Source organism: Nocardia sp. AB354, from assembly GCF_049538315.1.
Classification (GTDB): Bacteria; Actinomycetota; Actinomycetes; order Mycobacteriales; family Mycobacteriaceae; genus Nocardia; species Nocardia nova.
In genome coordinates this window covers 176,156-193,395 of record NZ_JBMVFU010000004.1, presented here as the reverse complement: position 1 = coordinate 193,395, position 17,240 = coordinate 176,156, and the positions used below count along the sequence as shown (strand labels likewise).

Sequence of the window (17,240 nt, the reverse complement as noted above, 5' to 3'; positions counted from 1 at the left end):
CGGCCGAGGCTAGTTCGGCTCGAAGTCGTCGATCAGATGTCGAGATCCTCGATCTGCGGATGCTCGGTCAGATCGCTGATGCGGTTGTACAGCTTGTCGGGAACCCTGCCTTTCAGGTCGGCCGGTGAGTCGTAGATGTCCATGGTGAATTCGCCCCAGTCCGGATCGGTGACGCCGAGCATCCGCCGCCAATTGGTCAGATCCTTCAGCCAGTTCGTGTCGGTCGGGTAGTCCGTCCATTCCGAACGCTGCCGGTGCAGCACGAATTTGCCCTTGCGCGTGCGGAATACGCGAATGCGCTCGAAACGCTCGTCGCCCATATCGCTCGACTCGGTGAGCAGCACTCCCGAGAATCGCACCTGCCGGGCGCCGTTGTGGCCGACGCGCAGGACGATCTCGTCGAATCCCTGCAGCCGGCCCTCCTCCAGCTCGATGTATCGGCGCAGTGCCGTCACGATCGCACCCGAGAGATTGCCGCCGACCAGCTCCTGCGCGCGCTGGAACAGGGGGAGATCGTCATCGGAGACATACACGGTCTTGTTCGGCATGGCCCAACTATACGTAGATGTATACATACACACAAGTGGATCCTTTTGCGAAGCCACGCGGGAACGGTGAACCGGTCGGGTGCGTGCTTCGTATCCCCGCTGAGTGCGTTCGTTCCGGCAGCGCGGCCGGCTTCGGAACCCATACGGGAAGGAGCGGCGATGCCGTCACGACTGGTCGACTACCTGGTGCAGGCCGTATCGGACATGGGAGTGCGACACATCTTCGGCGTCGACGGCGCCAACATCGAAGATCTCTACGACGCGGCCTACGACGCCTCCGACCGAATCACGGCGGTGGTGGCCAAACACGAATTCTCCGCCGCCACCATGGCCGACGGTTATGCCCGTTCCACCGCGGGTCTCGGCGTCGTCTGCGCGACCTCCGGTGGTGGAGCGATGAATCTCGTTGCCGGACTGGCGGAATCGCACGCCTCCCGGGTGCCCGTGCTCGCATTGGTGGGGCAGGCGCCGACCGGTCTCGAAGGTAAAGGCGCCTTCCAGGATTCCAGCGGCCGAGCCGGAACCTTCGACGCCGCCGAACTTTTCGACACGATCGCGCTGTATTGCGCACGGGTGGAGACGCCCGCCTCGCTTCCGGACCATCTCTCGCGCGCCGTCGCGGCCGCCCGAGCGGGCGGGCCGGCGGTTCTGCTGCTGCCCAAGGATGTTCAGCAGGCCGAACTTCGCGCCGGCCCGTTCGTCGCACCGCGTCCGGTACACGGCCGGGACGACGCCGGTATCGAGCGGCTCCTGGAGGGGCTACGGGCGGCTCGGGCGGTCGGCAAGGTCGTGATCATCGCGGGCGCGCAGGTCGCCCGCGACGATGCTCGTGCCGAACTGCGTGATCTGGCAGCGGTTCTCGACGCCGGGGTCGGCGTCGCGCCGGACGCCAAGGATGTGTACGACTGCACCGAACAAGGATTTCTCGGTGTCGCCGGAAGTATGGGCCATACCGAACTGGCCGACGCCCTGCACGGCAGCGCCCTGTGCCTGCTGGTCGGCACCCGGATGCCGGTCACCGCGCGCGCCGGACTGGAATCGGTGCTCGGCGCGTCGACGGCGTCGGTCGGCGGTGAGCCGCCCTACCTCCCCGCGGTTCACGCCACCAGTACCGATCTGGCCGCCACACTCCGCGAACTCACATCGGCGCTGAGTGCCGGCGCGGGCCGGGTGCACCGGGTGGATCCCCGGCGCCCGCGGACGCCGGATCCGCTGCCGGTGCCGCCCGCGGACGGACCGGGCCTGCGCTATCGCGACATCGTCGAAACACTCAACGGCACACTGCATTCCGATACCGATGTCTTCGCCGACGCGGGCAATACCGGGGCATCGGTGGTGCATCATCTCCGCCCGCCGCGCGACGGCCGCTTCGTCGTCGCCCTCGGTATGGGCGGTATGGGCTACGCCTTCGGCGCCGCCATCGGGTCCTGTTTCGCCCGCCGGCGCCGCGACGACGGGACCGAGCGGCGCACCGTGGTCGTGGCCGGCGACGGCGCCTTCTACATGCACGGCATGGAGATTCACACCGCGATCCAGTACGGGCTGCCGGTGACCTTCGTCGTACTCGACAATTCCGCGCATGCCATGTGCGTGACCCGGGAGCAACTGTTCTACGGAGATCGCTATAGCTTCAACAGATTCCACAAAGCACATCTGGGAGCCGGCATGGCGGCGATGTTCCCGGATCTGCCCTCCTTCTCGCCGGCGACGCCGGCCGAGCTCGCGACAGTGCTGTCGTACTGCCTGGAAACGCCCGGGCCCTCGTTCGTTTCGATCGATTGCGATCCCGACGAGATACCGCCGTTCATCCCCTTCCTGTCCGCATCGAGGAGGAATCCGTGACCATCAGCACCGCACCCGCTCTCAGTGATATTCCCGACCTTCCGCACCGCGCAATTCCCGGGTTGTTGCGCATCGAGAATTCCGATCGCGAGGAGACCACGCCGATCATCATGGATATGCTGCGCTCGGTCTATCCCCACGACCAGATCTTCGGTCAATTCTGCCCGGTGCAGGACTATATCGCCGCACCCCCGCGCGAACTGTACGAATACCTCTCGCACACACAGAGTTTGGAGGAGTGGACCTACAGTCTGCGCGGATTCACCGAAACCGCCACCCCGGGACTGTGGGAATCCTACGACCGGCTGGGCAAGGACACCCGGATCTTCACGCGCACCGAGGCCAATCCGGATGCGATGACCGTGGACTACCACTGTGCGTGGGATCAGGGTGAACACCTGTGGATGATCTATCTGATGCGGGTCGTCGACGCCCAGGTGGTGTTGAACAAGCCCGGATCGGTGGTGCTGTGGACCAATTGCCGGCACCCGTTCTACGACGCGAATCCCTACCCCGACAAGGCCCCGGCGGGCCGCAAGGTCTGGGTCGGCGATTTCTGGGAGATGTTCTCCGCCGGACACCGGCTGGAGCTGGACAACCTGAAAGCGATCGCCGAATACCGTGCCGCGCACGGACTTCCGATCACCCCCGAGTGGATGAAGTGAGGAAGGTACGCCGAGATGGATTTCACCGATCCCGCCCTGCGGCTGGCACCGGTCAGTCTGGTCGATGTGGCCTGCTATCTGCCGGGTGAGCCGGTAGGTACCGAGTACTTCACGCAATTCTCGCGTTCGGAGCGGATGGCGAAGAACGTCATGTTCCGCGCGCCGCACGGTCGCCATCACAAGGGCCGCGACGAAACCGCCGTGGATATGGTGGAACGCGCGGTCGCGCCGCTGATCGATCGGCACGGCGCCGGCACGCTCGCCGATATCGACGTGCTGCTCACCCATACCCAGCTCCCCGACAATCCGGTCATGGGCGCCGGGCCGGAGGTGGCGCGGCGGCTGGGGATGAATCCGAAATGGGTGTTCGACGTGCACAACGGCGGCTGCGCGGCATTCATCCACATGATGATGCTGGCGCGGATGATTCTGCAGACGACCGACGCCCGCACCGCCCTGATCGCGACGACGCAGAACACCGCGGGTCCGGTCTTCACCCAGACCGAGATTCGCAAACTCGCGCAGGCGCCGGTGCCCGGGGACGGCTGCGGGGTGGGATTGCTGGTCAAGGACAACAGTGCGCCGATCCTCGATATCGAATGCCGCACCTTCCCGGAATTCGCCGGGGATATGGATTTCTCCACCGGCTCCGAACGCAAGTACTGGGAGCCCGGGGAAGGACAGGGCTGCGTGAGTTTCACCGAATCGAAGGTGACCAAGGTCTTCGCGCGCGGCAACCGGCTGGTCCCGGAACTCGCCCTCGCGGTATGCGACCGCATAGGGGTGAAAGGCCACGATATCGACACCTTCGTCACCAATCAGCCGAATCGGCTGTTCCTGCGGAACTGGCACGATGCGCTGGAACTGCCCGCGGAACGGCATCCGGATTCCTTCGACCGGTGCGGAAATCTGTTCGCCGCCGGCATTCCGGTGACCCTGGATATCGAGAACCGGGCCGGCCGGTTGCGCAACGGGTCGGTGGTGCTGCTGGCGGCCTTCGCCCATGCCGGGGATTTCGCGGCCGCGGCCGCGGTGCGCTGGGGTGCGGCGTGATGGACTCGTCCGCCCGTGAACCGGCGGTGACGCAGCCGATACCGCCGCCGCGGTTCGATCTGACGCTCAGCGAAAACCCCTTTCCGCCACTGCCTTCGGTGCTCACGGTGGTGAACGAGGCGATTCGCGGCGCCAATCGGTATCCGGAATTCGTGCCCCGGCGGCTGCCGGCCGTGATCGCCGCGCACCTCGGCGTCGACCCCGATCAGGTGGTCGTCGGTGCGGGGGCGACCGGTGTGGTGCTGCAGATCATGCAGGCGGTCTCGGGGCCGGGGCGGCGCATGGTGTTCGCGACTCCGACCTTCGACGGCTATCCGATCATGGCCGCCATGGCGGGTCTGGACGTCGTGGGAGTTCCCCTGGATGCGAGCGGACGGCAGCGGCTGACGGCGATGGCCCGGGCGGTGGACGAGCGCACGGCACTGGTCGCGATCTGCCGCCCCCACAATCCGACCGGGACCGTGGCGCCCGCCGCGGAGCTGAAGGCTTTCCTGTTCGGTGTGCCGCGGCATGTTCCGGTGATCCTGGACGAGGCGTACGTGGAATTCCTGGCCGATGCCGAAACGATCGACCCCTGCGAACTCGTCGCGCACTATCCCAACCTCCTTGTGTTACGCACCTTTTCGAAGGCGTACGGCCTGGCAGGACTGCGTATCGGCTATGCGTTCGGCGCGCCGGAACTGATCGCGCGGGTGCGGCGACTGCAGCTTCCGTTCGGCATGCCCGACTACGCCGTCGCCGCCGTGCGCGCCTGCTATGCCGCCTCGGCGGAGCTCGCCGAACGGATCGCCGATATCACCGCCGAGCGCGAACTGCTGCGAACCGCTTTGCGGCACAGGGGTTTCGCCGTGCCGTGCAGCCGCGGCAACTTTCTCTACCTGCCGGGGCCCGCGGCCCACGCGACGCTGGCGGGCGCGGGGATCGCGGCCAAGGGTTACCCGGACGGCAGTGCGCGGATCGCGGTCGGTGATCCGCGTGCCGATGCCGCGGTACTGCACGCCTTCGACGGCCGTGCCGAGCCGGTGCCTCGGCCGCGCCCGTCGCCCGTCCAGGCCGCGGAGGATCGGTGCGCCGACCTTCCGGCCAGAGTGGGACGGTAAATTTTCTAGCAGCGCTAGACAAGCTAGTCGAACTCATCTACTGTTGCCACAGAAGCTAGCAACGCTAGATGATGACTAGGAGTCTTCCCATGCTGACCACATCCGCGCAGGTGCTCACCGTGCTGGCCGTTCTCACCAACGCCATCGTCTATGGCACCGATGTCGCCGCCACCCTCATCTTCCGACCCGTCTATCGCAAACTCGACGACGCGACGATGACCGTCTCGGCCGGATGGGGGCACTACTACGGCGACCGGCGAATGCCCTTCGCCGGCGCCGGTGGGGTGATCAGCACCGTGCTCGCCGTCGTCGTCGCGGTCGTGGCGGGAGCCGCCGCTGCCGCGGTGGCGGCCGGGATCGCGCTGCTGGCGCTGCTGAGCTGGCTCGGCCTCTACGCGCGGATCGCCAAGCCGATCAACACCGCCCAGACGCAGGCGGCGCAGACCGGCGTCATCCCCGCCGATGCCCGTGCGCTGCAGGACAAATGGGAGAGCATCCTCGGTTACCGGGTCGGCCTGCAGGCGCTCGCCCTCGCCGCCCTGTGCACCACCCTCGTCCTGCTGTGAAGCCGCGGCTCGCGCAATCTCGAGTGCGATCAGCGGTACCCGTACTTGTGCCAGTTCGACAGCACACGCTGCTGGATCTCGGCGGGCCAGCCGTTGTCGAAACTGCCTTTGACCGGCCGCCCGCCACCGGGATACAGATCGGCGAGCAGACAGTTGTAGACAACCTTGCCCGCCTTGAAGCTGTGCGACTCCTCTTCGGACAGATAGACGGCCAGCTGATCGGATACCGCAGGCGGATAATGGAATTCACCGCGATCGACATCGGGATGCGAGCGGGTGGCGAAGGCCCAGACCACCTCGTCGAGGGCGGTGATGTCGACATCGTCCTCGACCACCAGAATTTTCGGCGCGTTGACCGAGGTCTTTCCGGTGAAGATCACCGCGGCGATCCGATCGATCAATTCGTGTGACGCCAGTCCGGTGCTCTCGTGCCAGTCCTGGCTTATCGCCAGCGTCAGCCAGTGCACGGCGGCCTCGAAGTTGTACCAGGCCGACGTAACGGGTAATCCCTGCTCCCGCAACAGGTACAGAATCTCCGCCGCGCTCGTTGTGCCGATGATCGTGTGGTCCTCCTCGACCGGCGGGCCGGCCGCCACGGTCGGCTGAATGGCACCGTCTCGGTAGGTGATCGCGGAAACGTGGAACACCTGCTTCGGCGTCGCCTCGGTGGCGTTGTATCCCGGGAACTCGTTGAACGGACCTTCCATCACCGTTTCGTCCAGCGAGATATGGCCCTCGATAACGATTTCCGCGGTCGCGGGCACCATCAGATCGACCGTTTCCGCCGGAACGACCTCGATGCCCTCACCGAACAGCGCTCCCAGATAATGGCTTTCGTCGGCGCCTTCGGGCAACGGCATGCCGCCCACCCACGGCAGTGCCGGTTCCACGCCGATGGCGAGCGCGATCGGCATGGGAGCGCCCATCTCGGTCCATTTCGACCGGATGATGCCCAGATGCTGCGGCGCCGGAATCAGGCAGGCCAGCGTGTTGCGGTCGGCGATCATCATGCGGTTGATCGACCAGTTCGTCCAGGAGCCGTCCGGGGTCCGCACGATATTCATGCCGTATGTCTGGATGTAGCGGCCGCCGTCGTTACCGTGCAATCTGGGTGTGGGAAAGGCGAACAGATCGATATCGTCGCCCAGCATCACATTCTCCTTGCACGGAGCCTGGGCGCGCTCCACTACGACCGGTGCGATACCCGGCTTGCTCCGGGCATTCGCCAGCAGATCGACGATCTGCTGGCCCGAGGCGTCGGCCGGCAAACCGAGCGCGAGCGCGATGCGAGCGAGGGGATGGCGTGGCCCGGAGAGCGCACCCGGTGCGCCGAGCACTCGGAAACCCGTGTCGCGATAGCCGGTGATATCGGTGAAAAGCGGTGCTGGAGCGTGCAAGTCATAGGACCGGCGGATGATCGCGCCGATTTCCAGATCCCAGTCGACCTCGGCGTCGATGCGCTGAATCTCCCCGATGTTTTCCAGTTCGGCGATGAACTCGCGCAGGCTCTTGAGGTGTTTGAGCGGCGTATTCGACCGAGTCACAATTGTTCCCCACACTTTCATTCGCCCCAGCGGGGCATATCCGGTACATCGATGCTCAGCAGATCCAGCGCTCGCGCGACGGTATGGTCGACGAGTTCGTCGATACTGCTGGGACGCAGATAGAAGGCGGGCACCGGCGGCATCACGATCCCGCCCATTTCGGTCACCGCCGTCATTGCCCGCAGATGCCCGAGGGTCAGCGGGGTTTCGCGCACCAGCAGAACAATGCGGCGGCGCTCCTTCAAGGTCACATCGGCCGCTCGGGTCAGCAGATTGTCGCCATTGCTGTAGGCGATTGCCGACAGGGTGCGAATCGAACACGGCGCCACCAGCATTCCCGCGGTCCGAAACGATCCGGAGGCAATGGCGGCGCCGATATCGGACGGCCGGTACACCACATCGGCCATCGCCGCCAGATCCTTGGCGCTCAATTCCGTTTCGTATTGCCGCGTCTGCTGTCCGGCCGCAGTGACCACCAGGTGGGTCTGCACCCCGGCCTTCCGCGCGAACTCGAGCGCCCGTACGCCGTAGGCGATTCCGGTGGCTCCACTGATCCCGACGACCAGCCGCGCCGGCCGCTCGTCCACTCCTTGTGACACCGCCTCAGCATCATCGGATACGGCGTATCGCGGTAGGTCCGAATGTGCCGGTCACGGGACCGAAGACGTCAGTTCACGCCGGCAGCCACTTATCATGGGGGAGTGGACAAGTCCGTTCCTGCGTATAACGCGGTAATTGTCCGTTGTGTACTGAAAACCGCGGCGGAGGGACTCGATATTCGCGCGCTCCTGCGCGACTCCGGAGTTCCCGAAAGCGTTTTGACGAGCGAATACGGCATGGTCACCAGCGGTGCCTATCTGCGCCTGTGGGAACGCGCCGAATTCCGGCAGCCGGCCCCGGACAGCGCGTTGCGCATCAGCACGACCTACCACCTCGGTAAGCACGGCATCTTCGATTACCTGTTCAGTACCGCCGCGACCGTCGGTGAGGGGCTGGCCACCGTCCGGCGCACCGGTACCGCCATGGCGACCAACCACCGCTACACGGTGACCACCGACGAATTGCGCGGCGAACAGACCCTGGGGCTGGAACTACTGGAGGGCGACGGTCGCGGTGCCGAACTCACCGTGCAGGCCTCGTTCGCCAGCACCGTGGCCCGTATCCGGCACGGGAGCGGCCGATCGGTGTCACCGTCGCGGATCACATTGCGGCAGAGCCCACCTCGTTCGCACCGGGCCTTCGCCGAAGCGTTCGGGACCGCGCGCGTCGACTTCGACGCACCGGCCGACACTCTGACGCTGCGCACAGCCGATCTACACCTGCCGCTGCCGACCGCCGATCCCGCACTGGCGCAGATCGTCCGGCGCTATGCCACGATGATCGCGACGCCGCTGCTGTGCGAGCCGACCTGGCCGGATCGCGTGCAGCGCGCCCTGGCCAAGGCGCTGCCCGAACGGGATGCGACGCTCGAGACGGTAGCCCGACGGCTCGCCGTGAGTCCCCGGACACTGCAGCGCCGCCTGGCCGAATCCGGAACGAACTGGCGGCGGGAACTCGATCGGGCGCGGCGGGCCGTTGCCGGCACCCTCGCCGAGACGACGACCCAATCCGCCCTGGCGTCGCGGCTCGGATATTCGGACGCGCGGGCATTGCGGCGGGCCGCGCGCCGGTGGAAATCCGATATCGCCGGCGAAATCGCGGCGGACGGCGATATCGATTCCCGGCGGATCGGCTGACGGCGGCCGCTCACACCGTTCCGCGCAGGAAGACCTGGTTGGTTGTGCTCGAACGTATTTCGACCGATTGGATCTTGTCCGCCGGGGCCGAGGTGATGCCGTCCGCGGTCACCGTCTGGCCGGGATGAGCCGACCACTGCGCCACCATCGACTGCGTGCCGTCGGTGTGCACCACCCACAGCGCGCCGTCCCAGGTGTAATCGGTATCCGACGGCGCGTAGTTGCACGACATGTTCACCCGCGTACCGGAATTCAGCTGTGTGAGAGTGAAGTTCGCGGTGATCGGAGACGGAATCACCTGATCCATCTGCCGCTCCGTGACCACCTGCTCGGCGGTGGGCGGATTGTTGTGCTGGGTGTGCGCGACGGTGATCGGGATGGTGATGGCGACCGCGGCCGCGGCGGCGGCCACCGCACCGGCCAGGGCGAGCCACGGACCGCTGCGGCTGCGCTTGCGCTCGCGCGCCGCTGCCAGCGAGGCGGGGGGCTGCTCCGGCTCGGTGCGCCGGTCTTCGGCGGGGGTTTCGCGGACCGCCGAAGTGCCCGCGTCGGGTGCGGTCGTGCCCGTCTCGGTGGCCGGGCCGCTGCCGTGCGCTTCGAAGGGCAGTATCCCGGTGCCGCCGGTGGCGGCTTCGCTCGCGCGCACCCGGTTCAGCAGGGCGTCGAACCCGGCGTCGCCGAAACTGCCGGCATGGTCTGCGGCGGCCCCGTCGTCGATCAGCGAGAGAGCGACGTCACCGGGAACGTGGCTGAGCAGTCCCGGCAAGCCCGACAGGTCCGTGATGGCGAGCCTGCATTCGGCGCATTCGGACAGATGCGCCTCGTATTCGAGCCGCTGGTCGGGAGCGAGGGCGCCGAGCACATACGGTGCATCCCAGGTCGCATAGTCGTCGTGTGACGCGGTGTCGGCCGATGTCATTTTGTCACCCCCATCTCCTGTAGGGCCGAACGCAACGCTCGCATCCCGTAGTGCATCCGGGATTTGACAGTGCCCTCGGGAATCGCCAATTCGTTCGCTATCTGGTGTGTCGACAGTCCGCGATAGTAGGCCCGCACGATCACCTCGCGGTGATCGGAGCTGAGCCGAGCCAGCGCGTCGGTGATCACCCAACTGTCCACTGCGCGTTCCGCCTCGTCCGGAGCCGCCTGTTCGGGCGGCGTGTCGGTGCCGTACTCGCGCCGATGCCGCGCACTGCGGAATTCGTCGACCGCGAGATGCCTGGCCACTGTGAACAACCACGCCCGTGCCGAGGCCGTCGACTGGTCGAGGACCTGCGGACGCTGCCAGGCCCGCAACAACGTCTCCTGCACGATGTCCTCGGCCCGTCCGGCATCGCCGACCAGGCTGTAGGTGTACCGCCACAGCGTCGGTGCGTGTTCGTCGTAGAGCACCCGCAACAAATGCGCCCGGGAGGGCGCCGCGTCGACGGGGGGGATCGCGGAGTCAGACATGGCTGCCGACCGGGCGTATCCGCCGCCTCGGTCGAGGCGAGCGTTGGGGGACCACACTCCGTGGATACGTAATCAATTGCGTTCTAGTTCGATGGGGTGTGTCGCCAGTAGCGACAGCGGCAGCGGCTGCCGGCGCAACACGTGCGCCCACAGATCGGTGCGTCCCGCCAACGGATCCGACGGCAACGCCGACAACACGATCCAGTCCCCTCGTTCCAGTTCGCCCTCCAGCTGACCGAAGGTCCATCCGGCATAGCCGGCGAAGATGCGGATGCCCTCGACCAGCGGTGCGATCGAATCGGGGTCGGAGTCCAGATCGAGCAGCGCCACGCGACCGTCCACGCGGCGCAGCCCGCGAATGCCATCGATCGAGGCACCGACGCGGACCGTGGTCAGACACAGTGCCGAATCGCGCTTCACCGGCCCGCCCACGTACAGCGTGCGGGGCCCGGCCGCGAGATCGGCCCAGCGTGGTAGCACGTCCTGCACCGCGGTTTCGCTCGGGCGGTTCAGGACGACACCGAGACTGCCCGCATCGTTGTGTTCGACGATGTAGATCACGGTGCGCCGGAAAGTGGGCTCGACCAGCTCCGTTGCCGAGACCAGCAAGGTGCCGGGCCGCACCGCCTGTTCCTCGTACCGGGATTCACGTCTCGGGCGGTCGCCGTGTTCCTCTGCGCGTGCCACGCTAGTCATCATCGCACCGTCGCGGGGCGCGCGCTGTGTTTAGTGGTGCGTGATTCGCGGTTCGGTTCCGAAGCGCCCACCCCGATGCGCCCGCCGGCTACTGCGGCAGGCCGAATCGTTCCCGCGCCCATTGCGGCACCGTCGCCAGATAGCGCGGCCGGGATTCGACGAAGTGGTGCACCATCGCGCACAGCGGCAGGATGCCGTAGCCCTGTTCCACGGTCCGGTCGAGCGCACCCTGCACCAGCAGACGGCCGTAGCCCTGGCCCTCGAACTGCGGATAGATCTCGGTGTGCACGAAGGCGCGCTCGGAGGCGGTGTCCTGATAGGCGGCCACCCCGGCATGCTGTCTGTCGACATACAGTTCGAATCGGTCGAGCTGTGAGTTGTCTCGAATCTCGATGTTCTGCTGCGCACCCTGCGTCATTCGCTGAGCCTAGAGCGTGTCGATCGCCGACGGTGCGCGGCTACGCCGACATCCTTCCCCGTGTCGGACGTGGTTCGAGTTGTCGCACCCGGCGCGGCTGGCGACAATGCAGGGGCTCGAGTGGTCGGATGCTCGATGCGGCGACGGCCGTCGACCGGCCGGACGGGGAGGCGGCGCGGATGGGACGACGGGGACTACCTGTGGCGGCGCGATCGGCCACCGTTGCGGTACTGACGGCGGTGCTCGCCGCGCTGGCGCCGGCGACCGCGCATGCCGAGCCGGATTTCGGGACGTGCCCGGCCGGCTCCGTCGGGGACGGGCGGCCGACGCGCTGCGCGTCCATCTCGGTGCCGAGGGACTACGCCGCACCGGACGGTTCGCGAATCGCGGTGACCGTCAGCCGAATTCGCGCGAGCGGGCAGCGCTACGGCACTCTCTTCGCCAATCCGGGCGGGCCCGGCGCGGACGCCCTCGGCTACTGGAGCGTCCGGCTGGCCCAACTGCCGAAGGACCTGGTCGAGCACTACGACCTGGTAGCCGTGCAGCCGCGCGGACTGCGCTGGTCGACCCCGCTGACCTGCGGGGCCCAGATCGCGCAGGACGGTGACCACGAGCGCGAGTCACTGCGGAAGGCGTGTGACGCCGCCCAGCCCGGCTACCTGCGGACCATCACCACCGAGACCACGGCCCGCGATATGGATGCGGTGCGCGCGGCGCTGGGGCTGGAGCGCATCGACTTCCTCGGCATCTCCTACGGGACCTATCTGGGCGCGGTCTACGCGTCGCTGTTCCCGCAGCGTGTCGACCGGATGGTGCTGGACTCGAATGTCGACCCGCAGTGGGTGTGGACCGAACAGTTCGCACAGCAGCAGCTCGCGGGGAAACAGCGGCTCGACGACCTGTTCGGCTGGATCGCCCAGCACGACAATATCTATCACCTGGGCGATTCGGCGCTGCGGGTGTACGAGACCTGGGTGCGGCTGGTGTCGGCACAGGGCGGCGGCTGGTACGCCAATCTGACCCCGCCCCCGGTGTCGGCGGCCGACCTGCCGCGCGAGCTGCCCGCACCGCTGCCGGCCGTGGCACGCGCGGGCGTGAACGCCGGCGCGGAGGAGATGGGCAAGGCCCAGAATCTGGTGCGCGCGTTGACCTCCGGCGGCATGTCGGCCCAGGTGCCGTTGGTATCGGCGACCACCGTGGCCGCCTACGCCCGCGGCTTCTGGCCGAGTCTGGCGCAGGCGATGGCCGAGGCGAATGCGCAACCCGGCGATCTGCGGCGGATGCGCGCGATCGCGGGCGTGGCGAGCACCGACCCGACCGGCCAGGCGGTGTTCTCCGCGATCACCTGCAACGAGAACGCGGTGCCGGCCCGGTGGGACGCCATCGGTTCGGCGGCCGCCATCGTCGCTTCCGGCGGCAACGCCCTCGACGCCCGCGCCGATCTGGTACGCAGCGGATTGGCCTGCGCCGACTGGGATCCCGTGACCAGGCCGACGCCGATCGCCGACCACGGCCTGGCCACCGCGCCGCTGATACTGCAGAGTCGCAACGACGCGGTGACCGCGTATCCCGGCGGTCCCGCGATGGCGGCGGCCCTGCACGGACATCTGATCAGCGTCGACGGTGGCGACCACGGCACCTTCGGTCGCGGTAACGCTCCGCTCGACGACGCCGTGATCCGGTACCTGCGTACCGGCGAGGTGAACATCGATCACGTGGATCAGGCGCCCATGCCGTGACGCCACGGTCACCGGTGTGGCGGCCGGGGCGTCGGCCCCCGGCTGAGCGGCGCAGTACGGTGACCGGAGTTCGATCTCGCCGGAGGAATGGGGTTGCGATGGCGCGGCGGGTAGTGGTGGCGCCGGACAAGTTCAAAGGGTCGCTGGCGGCGCCGGGGGTGGCCGCGGCGCTCGCGGCCGGAATCGCGCGCGTGGCGCCGGACGCCGAGGTTGCGCAGGTGCCGGTGGCCGATGGCGGCGACGGCACCGTCGACGCCTTCGTCGCCGCCGGGTGGGAGCGGGTACCGGTCGACACCGTCGGGCCGACGGGTGCGCCGCATTCGGCGAGCTACGCGGTGCGCGGGAATACGGCCGTGGTCGAATTGGCCGCAGCGGTCGGATTGGTCGAATTGCCCAGCGGCCGAACCGATCCGATGGGTGCGGGCACGTACGGGCTCGGAGTGCTGATCCGCCACGCCCTGGACCACGGCATTCGGGAGGTCGTGCTCGGACTGGGCGGCAGCGCGTCCACCGATGGCGGCGCGGGCATGCTGCAAGCGCTCGGGCTGCACATCCTCGACGAGGACGGCGTCGAAATCGGTTCGGGGGCAGCGGAACTGGCGCGCGCACGACGCCTCGACCACTCCGATCTGCACCCGGCCGTCCGGGATGCGGCCTTCGTACTCGCCGGGGACGTCGACAACCCGCTGCTCGGACCGGACGGCGCGGCAGCGGTTTTCGCGCCTCAGAAGGGCGCTTCCCCGCGGCAATGCGCCGAACTCGAAGCGATCCTGGCGCATTGGGCGCATCTGGTCGACGCGAGCGGTCGCGCGTTCGGGACGGGGGAGGGGCATCAGCCCGGCGCCGGCTTGGCCGGGCATCCCGGGGCGGGCGCCGCGGGTGGTACCGGATTCGGGGCCATGGCGGTGCTCGGGGCGCGGCAGCGGTCCGGGATCGAGGTGATTCTCGAGCTGATCGATTTCGCCGGTCGGGTCCGGGACGCGGAGTTGGTGGTCACCGGCGAGGGGGCGATGGACGAGCAGACGTTGCGCGGGAAGGCGCCCGCCGGAGTCGCTGCGGCCGCCGCGGGTGTGCCGGTGGTCGCCGTCGCCGGACGCTGCGCGCTGAGCCCGGAGCGACTGCGCGCCGCGGGCTTCGCCCGCTGCTATCCGCTGAGCGACCTCGAATCCGATCCGGTTCGCTCGATCGCCGAGGCCGCCCGCCTGCTCGAAGAAGTCGGTGCCCGGATAGCGCGCGACTACCTGGGCTGACCCGCCCTCATGCCGTCGCGGTGTCGAGCAGCCCGTCGCGGCGCCGTTCACCCCACTGCTCGAGCGGGCGCAGGGCCGCGGCCAAGTCGATCCCCGAGGGAGTGAGCGAATATTCCACGCGCGGAGGGATTTCGGGGAACACCTCCCGGCGGACCACGCCGTGGGATTCCAGATGGCGGAGATTCTCGGTGAGCACCTTCTCGCTCACCCCGGGCAGCAGGGCGCGAATGCGGCCGAAACGCTGCGGGCCCTCGCCCAGCACCCACATCAGGTGCAGTTTCCACTTGCCGCCGACCACGTCGATGGCCACCGACATTCCACATACCGAGTGATCTGCATCACTGCCGTTCGCCATCTCGGCCTCCTGACCATTTTTCGAACTTCGAGGTAAGCAACCGCACGTCGACGTGCGTTATTGCCCCGGACGCGGATCCCGGTGACGATCGAATCCGGCGCCGATCGGAAGAACTTCGAAACACCAAGGAGTACACCATGTCCGAACGTTCCTCCGTCACGGTGATCGGGCTGGGCCCGATGGGCCGGGCGATCGTGCGCGTGCTGCTGGCCGCCGGCACCGAGGTGACGGTCTGGAATCGCAGCGCCGACAAAGCCGAGGCCATGGCGGAACTGGGCGCCCGGCGCGCCGAGTCGGTGGCCGACGCGCTCGAGCGCAACGAGGTGATCATCCTGAGCCTCACCGACTACGCCGCCATGTACGACGTCCTGGGCCGGGCTCCGGAACGGTTGCGGGACAGGGTGATCGTGAATCTGTCCTCCGATTCGCCGGAGCGCACCCGCGCGGGCGCCCGATGGGTGCGCTCGCACGGGGCGCGGTTTCTGTCCGGCGGGTTCATGTCGGCCGGCGACAACATTACCCATCCGGCGTCCTACATCTTCTACAGCGGTCCACGCGAGGTCTTCGACGCCCATGCCGACCTGCTGCGCCCACTCAGCGCACCGGAGTACCTCGGCGCCGACGACGGGCTGGCGCAGTTGTTCTACCAGGCTCTGCTCACGCTGTTCCATCCCTGGCTGATCGGCTACAACCAGGCCCTGGCCGTCGTCGAACGCGCCGGGCACGACATCGACCGCTTCCTGCCCTTCGCGCAACGCTCCGCGGAGGCGTTCCCCTTCTTCATGACCGAATACGCCACCGCCGCGAAGTCCGGGGGCTGGGGTGACGACGCCGCCGCCCGGATGATGGTGGCGGGTGCGGCCCACGTCGTCGAGACCAGCGCGGAGGTGGGGGTGGACGCCACGCTCTCGCATACCGCGCGGGAGCTGTGGGAGAAGGTGGTCGCCACCGGCGCCGGACTGCCGATGTACCGGCTACTGCGCGACGGAGCCTGAGCGAAAGTCAACGGGTGCAGAGGAATTCGATCGCCGCCGCGTAGCCCCGGATCCCCATCCCGGCGATCACCGCGGTGGCGATCGGCGAAATGTAGGAATGGTGCCGGAATTCCTCGCGTGCGTGCACATTCGAGATGTGCACCTCCACGATCGGCACCTCGGGAATCACCAGGGCGTCGCGCAGGGCGACCGAGGTGTGGGTCAGGCCGCCGGGATTGATCACGATCCCGGCTTCCACCCCGCGCGCGGCGTGGATCCGATCGATCAACGCCCCTTCGGAATTGGATTGATAGGCGGTGATCTCGCGATCGAAGCGGGCGGCGGTCTCCCGGCACAGCTCGACCACGTCGTCGAGGGTGTCCGAGCCGTAGACCTCGGGCTGGCGGGTGCCGAGCATATTCAGATTCGGGCCGTTGAGCACGAGAATCGGTGCCATGACCGGTACCCTAGCCCGGTCACAGGCCGCGCGGCCCCTCGGCTCGCAGGTCGTCCACCTTGCGCATCGCCGACCGCAGTTCCGCCAACCACTCCTCGGCGTGCTTACCGGCCAATTTCACCGTCCAGGCGAGCGCGTCGGCGCGGGAGCGGGCGACCCCGGCATCGACGAGCGTGTCGAGCACCTTGCGTTCGGGCTGGCGCAGCCGCGTCATCACCGGCACCGAGAGATGGGTGAACAGGGTGCGTTCCCCGTTGACCGAGACGCCCCAAGCCACATTGCGGCCGTAGCGCGCCTGAGCCTCCTGGGCGATCTGCATGCGTGCCGGCCGGGTCGATTCGCGGAAGCGCGCGATCAGGCCGTCCACCGTCGCGGGAGACGGTTCGGATCCGGCTTCCTCGTCCTCGCTCGATTCGGGTGCCGGCAGCGCCAGTTCACCGATCACCACAATCTCGTCGCGGTCGATTTCGATGGTCGACGGACCGCTGAACCACTCGCTCGGCAACCTTCCGGCGAACCAGTCCGGAGCGTCGGCGGCGTCCGGAAGATCCGCTTGTTGCCAGCCCCCCGGCCGCCCGAATCCACGTCCGTGTCCGTGTCTCATGATGTTTCCTCACTGCGGAAGTTTCTATGTAACTGTGATTACAAGATTACGCCGCATAACTGCACCCCGGGTTTCGCTGTCGGAGGAAAGGGGAAGCTTCCGAACACGTCCGCCGATTTCGCCGACCGGCTGCAACGGATGTCGGTGATCGGGCACTATTGTGGTCGCTGAGCATGGAAGATGCGGTCGGTGCCTAGGTGGGACCGCGGGCAACTCCTTCGGGTACCGTTGGTCTTGTTGC

At 67.5% G+C, this 17,240-nt stretch carries 19 protein-coding genes; 9 read left to right on the top strand and 10 right to left on the bottom strand.

Going from position 1 to position 17,240, the window contains the following annotated elements; genetic code table 11:
* Positions 1-32 precede the first annotated feature (32 nt).
* Positions 33-548 carry an EXLDI protein gene (locus ACPCUW_RS07735; RefSeq protein WP_030514196.1) on the bottom strand — a complete coding sequence of 172 codons (516 nt, stop codon included), beginning with the start codon at positions 546-548 and terminating at the stop codon, positions 33-35.
* Between the two features lie 159 nt (positions 549-707).
* On the opposite strand from ACPCUW_RS07735, the gene ACPCUW_RS07730 reads away from it, so the two are divergent.
* The 5 genes from ACPCUW_RS07730 (at position 708) to ACPCUW_RS07710 (ending at position 5,774) form a co-directional block, all read left to right on the top strand.
* Positions 708-2,390 carry a thiamine pyrophosphate-binding protein gene (locus ACPCUW_RS07730; protein ID WP_423424127.1) on the top strand — a complete coding sequence of 561 codons (1,683 nt, stop codon included), beginning with the start codon at positions 708-710 and terminating at the stop codon, positions 2,388-2,390.
* Positions 2,387-3,055, top strand: a complete 669-nt coding sequence (locus ACPCUW_RS07725; RefSeq protein WP_063011506.1) for a hypothetical protein — start codon at positions 2,387-2,389, stop codon at positions 3,053-3,055. Before ACPCUW_RS07730 ends, ACPCUW_RS07725 begins: the two co-directional genes overlap by 4 nt.
* 15 nt (positions 3,056-3,070) lie before the next feature.
* The gene (locus tag ACPCUW_RS07720) at positions 3,071-4,108 is read left to right on the top strand and encodes a 3-oxoacyl-ACP synthase III family protein (RefSeq protein ID WP_423424126.1); all 1,038 of its coding nucleotides are present in this window, start codon (positions 3,071-3,073) and stop codon (positions 4,106-4,108) included.
* The gene (locus ACPCUW_RS07715; RefSeq protein ID WP_423424125.1) at positions 4,108-5,208 is read left to right on the top strand and encodes an aminotransferase class I/II-fold pyridoxal phosphate-dependent enzyme; all 1,101 of its coding nucleotides are present in this window, start codon (positions 4,108-4,110) and stop codon (positions 5,206-5,208) included. The genes ACPCUW_RS07720 and ACPCUW_RS07715 overlap by 1 nt, the downstream gene beginning before the upstream one ends.
* A gap of 89 nt (positions 5,209-5,297) precedes the next feature.
* Positions 5,298-5,774 (top strand): DUF1772 domain-containing protein, encoded by a 477-nt coding sequence (locus tag ACPCUW_RS07710; RefSeq protein WP_423424124.1) that lies wholly within the window; start codon positions 5,298-5,300, stop codon positions 5,772-5,774.
* A 29-nt stretch (positions 5,775-5,803) separates the two neighbouring features.
* Here the strand turns inward: ACPCUW_RS07710 and ACPCUW_RS07705 are convergent, their stop codons facing one another.
* Both ACPCUW_RS07705 and ACPCUW_RS07700 read right to left on the bottom strand, forming a co-directional pair.
* A complete protein-coding gene (locus ACPCUW_RS07705; protein WP_423424123.1) occupies positions 5,804-7,318 on the bottom strand; it encodes a UbiD family decarboxylase in 1,515 nt (504 codons plus the stop codon).
* Positions 7,319-7,335: 17 nt separating this feature from the next.
* Positions 7,336-7,917 (bottom strand): UbiX family flavin prenyltransferase, encoded by a 582-nt coding sequence (locus tag ACPCUW_RS07700; RefSeq protein WP_423424122.1) that lies wholly within the window; start codon positions 7,915-7,917, stop codon positions 7,336-7,338.
* 42 nt (positions 7,918-7,959) lie between these two features.
* Between ACPCUW_RS07700 and ACPCUW_RS07695 the strand changes: the two genes are divergently transcribed.
* Entirely contained in the window at positions 7,960-9,054 is a 1,095-nt protein-coding gene (locus ACPCUW_RS07695) for an AraC family transcriptional regulator ligand-binding domain-containing protein (RefSeq protein ID WP_423424121.1), read from the top strand.
* A gap of 10 nt (positions 9,055-9,064) precedes the next feature.
* Here the strand turns inward: ACPCUW_RS07695 and ACPCUW_RS07690 are convergent, their stop codons facing one another.
* The 4 genes from ACPCUW_RS07690 to ACPCUW_RS07675 all read right to left on the bottom strand — a co-directional run bounded on the left by ACPCUW_RS07690 (position 9,065) and on the right by ACPCUW_RS07675 (position 11,620).
* Positions 9,065-9,973, bottom strand: a complete 909-nt coding sequence (locus tag ACPCUW_RS07690) for a zf-HC2 domain-containing protein (protein WP_423424120.1) — start codon at positions 9,971-9,973, stop codon at positions 9,065-9,067.
* The gene (locus ACPCUW_RS07685; protein WP_063011490.1) at positions 9,970-10,506 is read right to left on the bottom strand and encodes a sigma-70 family RNA polymerase sigma factor; all 537 of its coding nucleotides are present in this window, start codon (positions 10,504-10,506) and stop codon (positions 9,970-9,972) included. Before ACPCUW_RS07685 ends, ACPCUW_RS07690 begins: the two co-directional genes overlap by 4 nt.
* A 72-nt stretch (positions 10,507-10,578) precedes the next feature.
* Positions 10,579-11,202, bottom strand: coding sequence for a YqgE/AlgH family protein (locus tag ACPCUW_RS07680; RefSeq protein ID WP_082856791.1), 624 nt, complete (start codon positions 11,200-11,202; stop codon positions 10,579-10,581).
* Between the two features lie 88 nt (positions 11,203-11,290).
* Positions 11,291-11,620 carry a GNAT family N-acetyltransferase gene (locus ACPCUW_RS07675; RefSeq protein ID WP_305781173.1) on the bottom strand — a complete coding sequence of 110 codons (330 nt, stop codon included), beginning with the start codon at positions 11,618-11,620 and terminating at the stop codon, positions 11,291-11,293.
* Between the two features lie 128 nt (positions 11,621-11,748).
* On the opposite strand from ACPCUW_RS07675, the gene ACPCUW_RS07670 reads away from it, so the two are divergent.
* Together ACPCUW_RS07670 and ACPCUW_RS07665 are read left to right on the top strand one after the other, a co-directional pair.
* Positions 11,749-13,359, top strand: a complete 1,611-nt coding sequence (locus ACPCUW_RS07670) for an alpha/beta hydrolase (protein WP_423424119.1) — start codon at positions 11,749-11,751, stop codon at positions 13,357-13,359.
* 98 nt (positions 13,360-13,457) lie between these two features.
* A complete protein-coding gene (locus ACPCUW_RS07665) occupies positions 13,458-14,609 on the top strand; it encodes a glycerate kinase (RefSeq protein WP_423424118.1) in 1,152 nt (383 codons plus the stop codon).
* A gap of 7 nt (positions 14,610-14,616) precedes the next feature.
* Here ACPCUW_RS07665 and ACPCUW_RS07660 read toward each other — a convergent pair whose 3' ends face one another.
* Positions 14,617-14,964 carry a winged helix-turn-helix transcriptional regulator gene (locus ACPCUW_RS07660; RefSeq protein ID WP_305781170.1) on the bottom strand — a complete coding sequence of 116 codons (348 nt, stop codon included), beginning with the start codon at positions 14,962-14,964 and terminating at the stop codon, positions 14,617-14,619.
* Between the two features lie 92 nt (positions 14,965-15,056).
* Between ACPCUW_RS07660 and ACPCUW_RS07655 the strand changes: the two genes are divergently transcribed.
* Positions 15,057-15,959: an NAD(P)-dependent oxidoreductase gene (locus ACPCUW_RS07655; RefSeq protein ID WP_423424255.1), complete on the top strand. Its 903-nt coding sequence runs from the start codon at positions 15,057-15,059 to the stop codon at positions 15,957-15,959.
* 7 nt (positions 15,960-15,966) lie between these two features.
* On the opposite strand, the gene aroQ is transcribed toward ACPCUW_RS07655, so the two are convergent.
* A complete protein-coding gene (gene aroQ, locus ACPCUW_RS07650) occupies positions 15,967-16,395 on the bottom strand; it encodes a type II 3-dehydroquinate dehydratase (protein WP_062966518.1) in 429 nt (142 codons plus the stop codon).
* 19 nt (positions 16,396-16,414) lie between these two features.
* A complete protein-coding gene (locus ACPCUW_RS07645; RefSeq protein ID WP_423424117.1) occupies positions 16,415-16,999 on the bottom strand; it encodes a hypothetical protein in 585 nt (194 codons plus the stop codon).
* Positions 17,000-17,240: the final 241 nt, after the last annotated feature.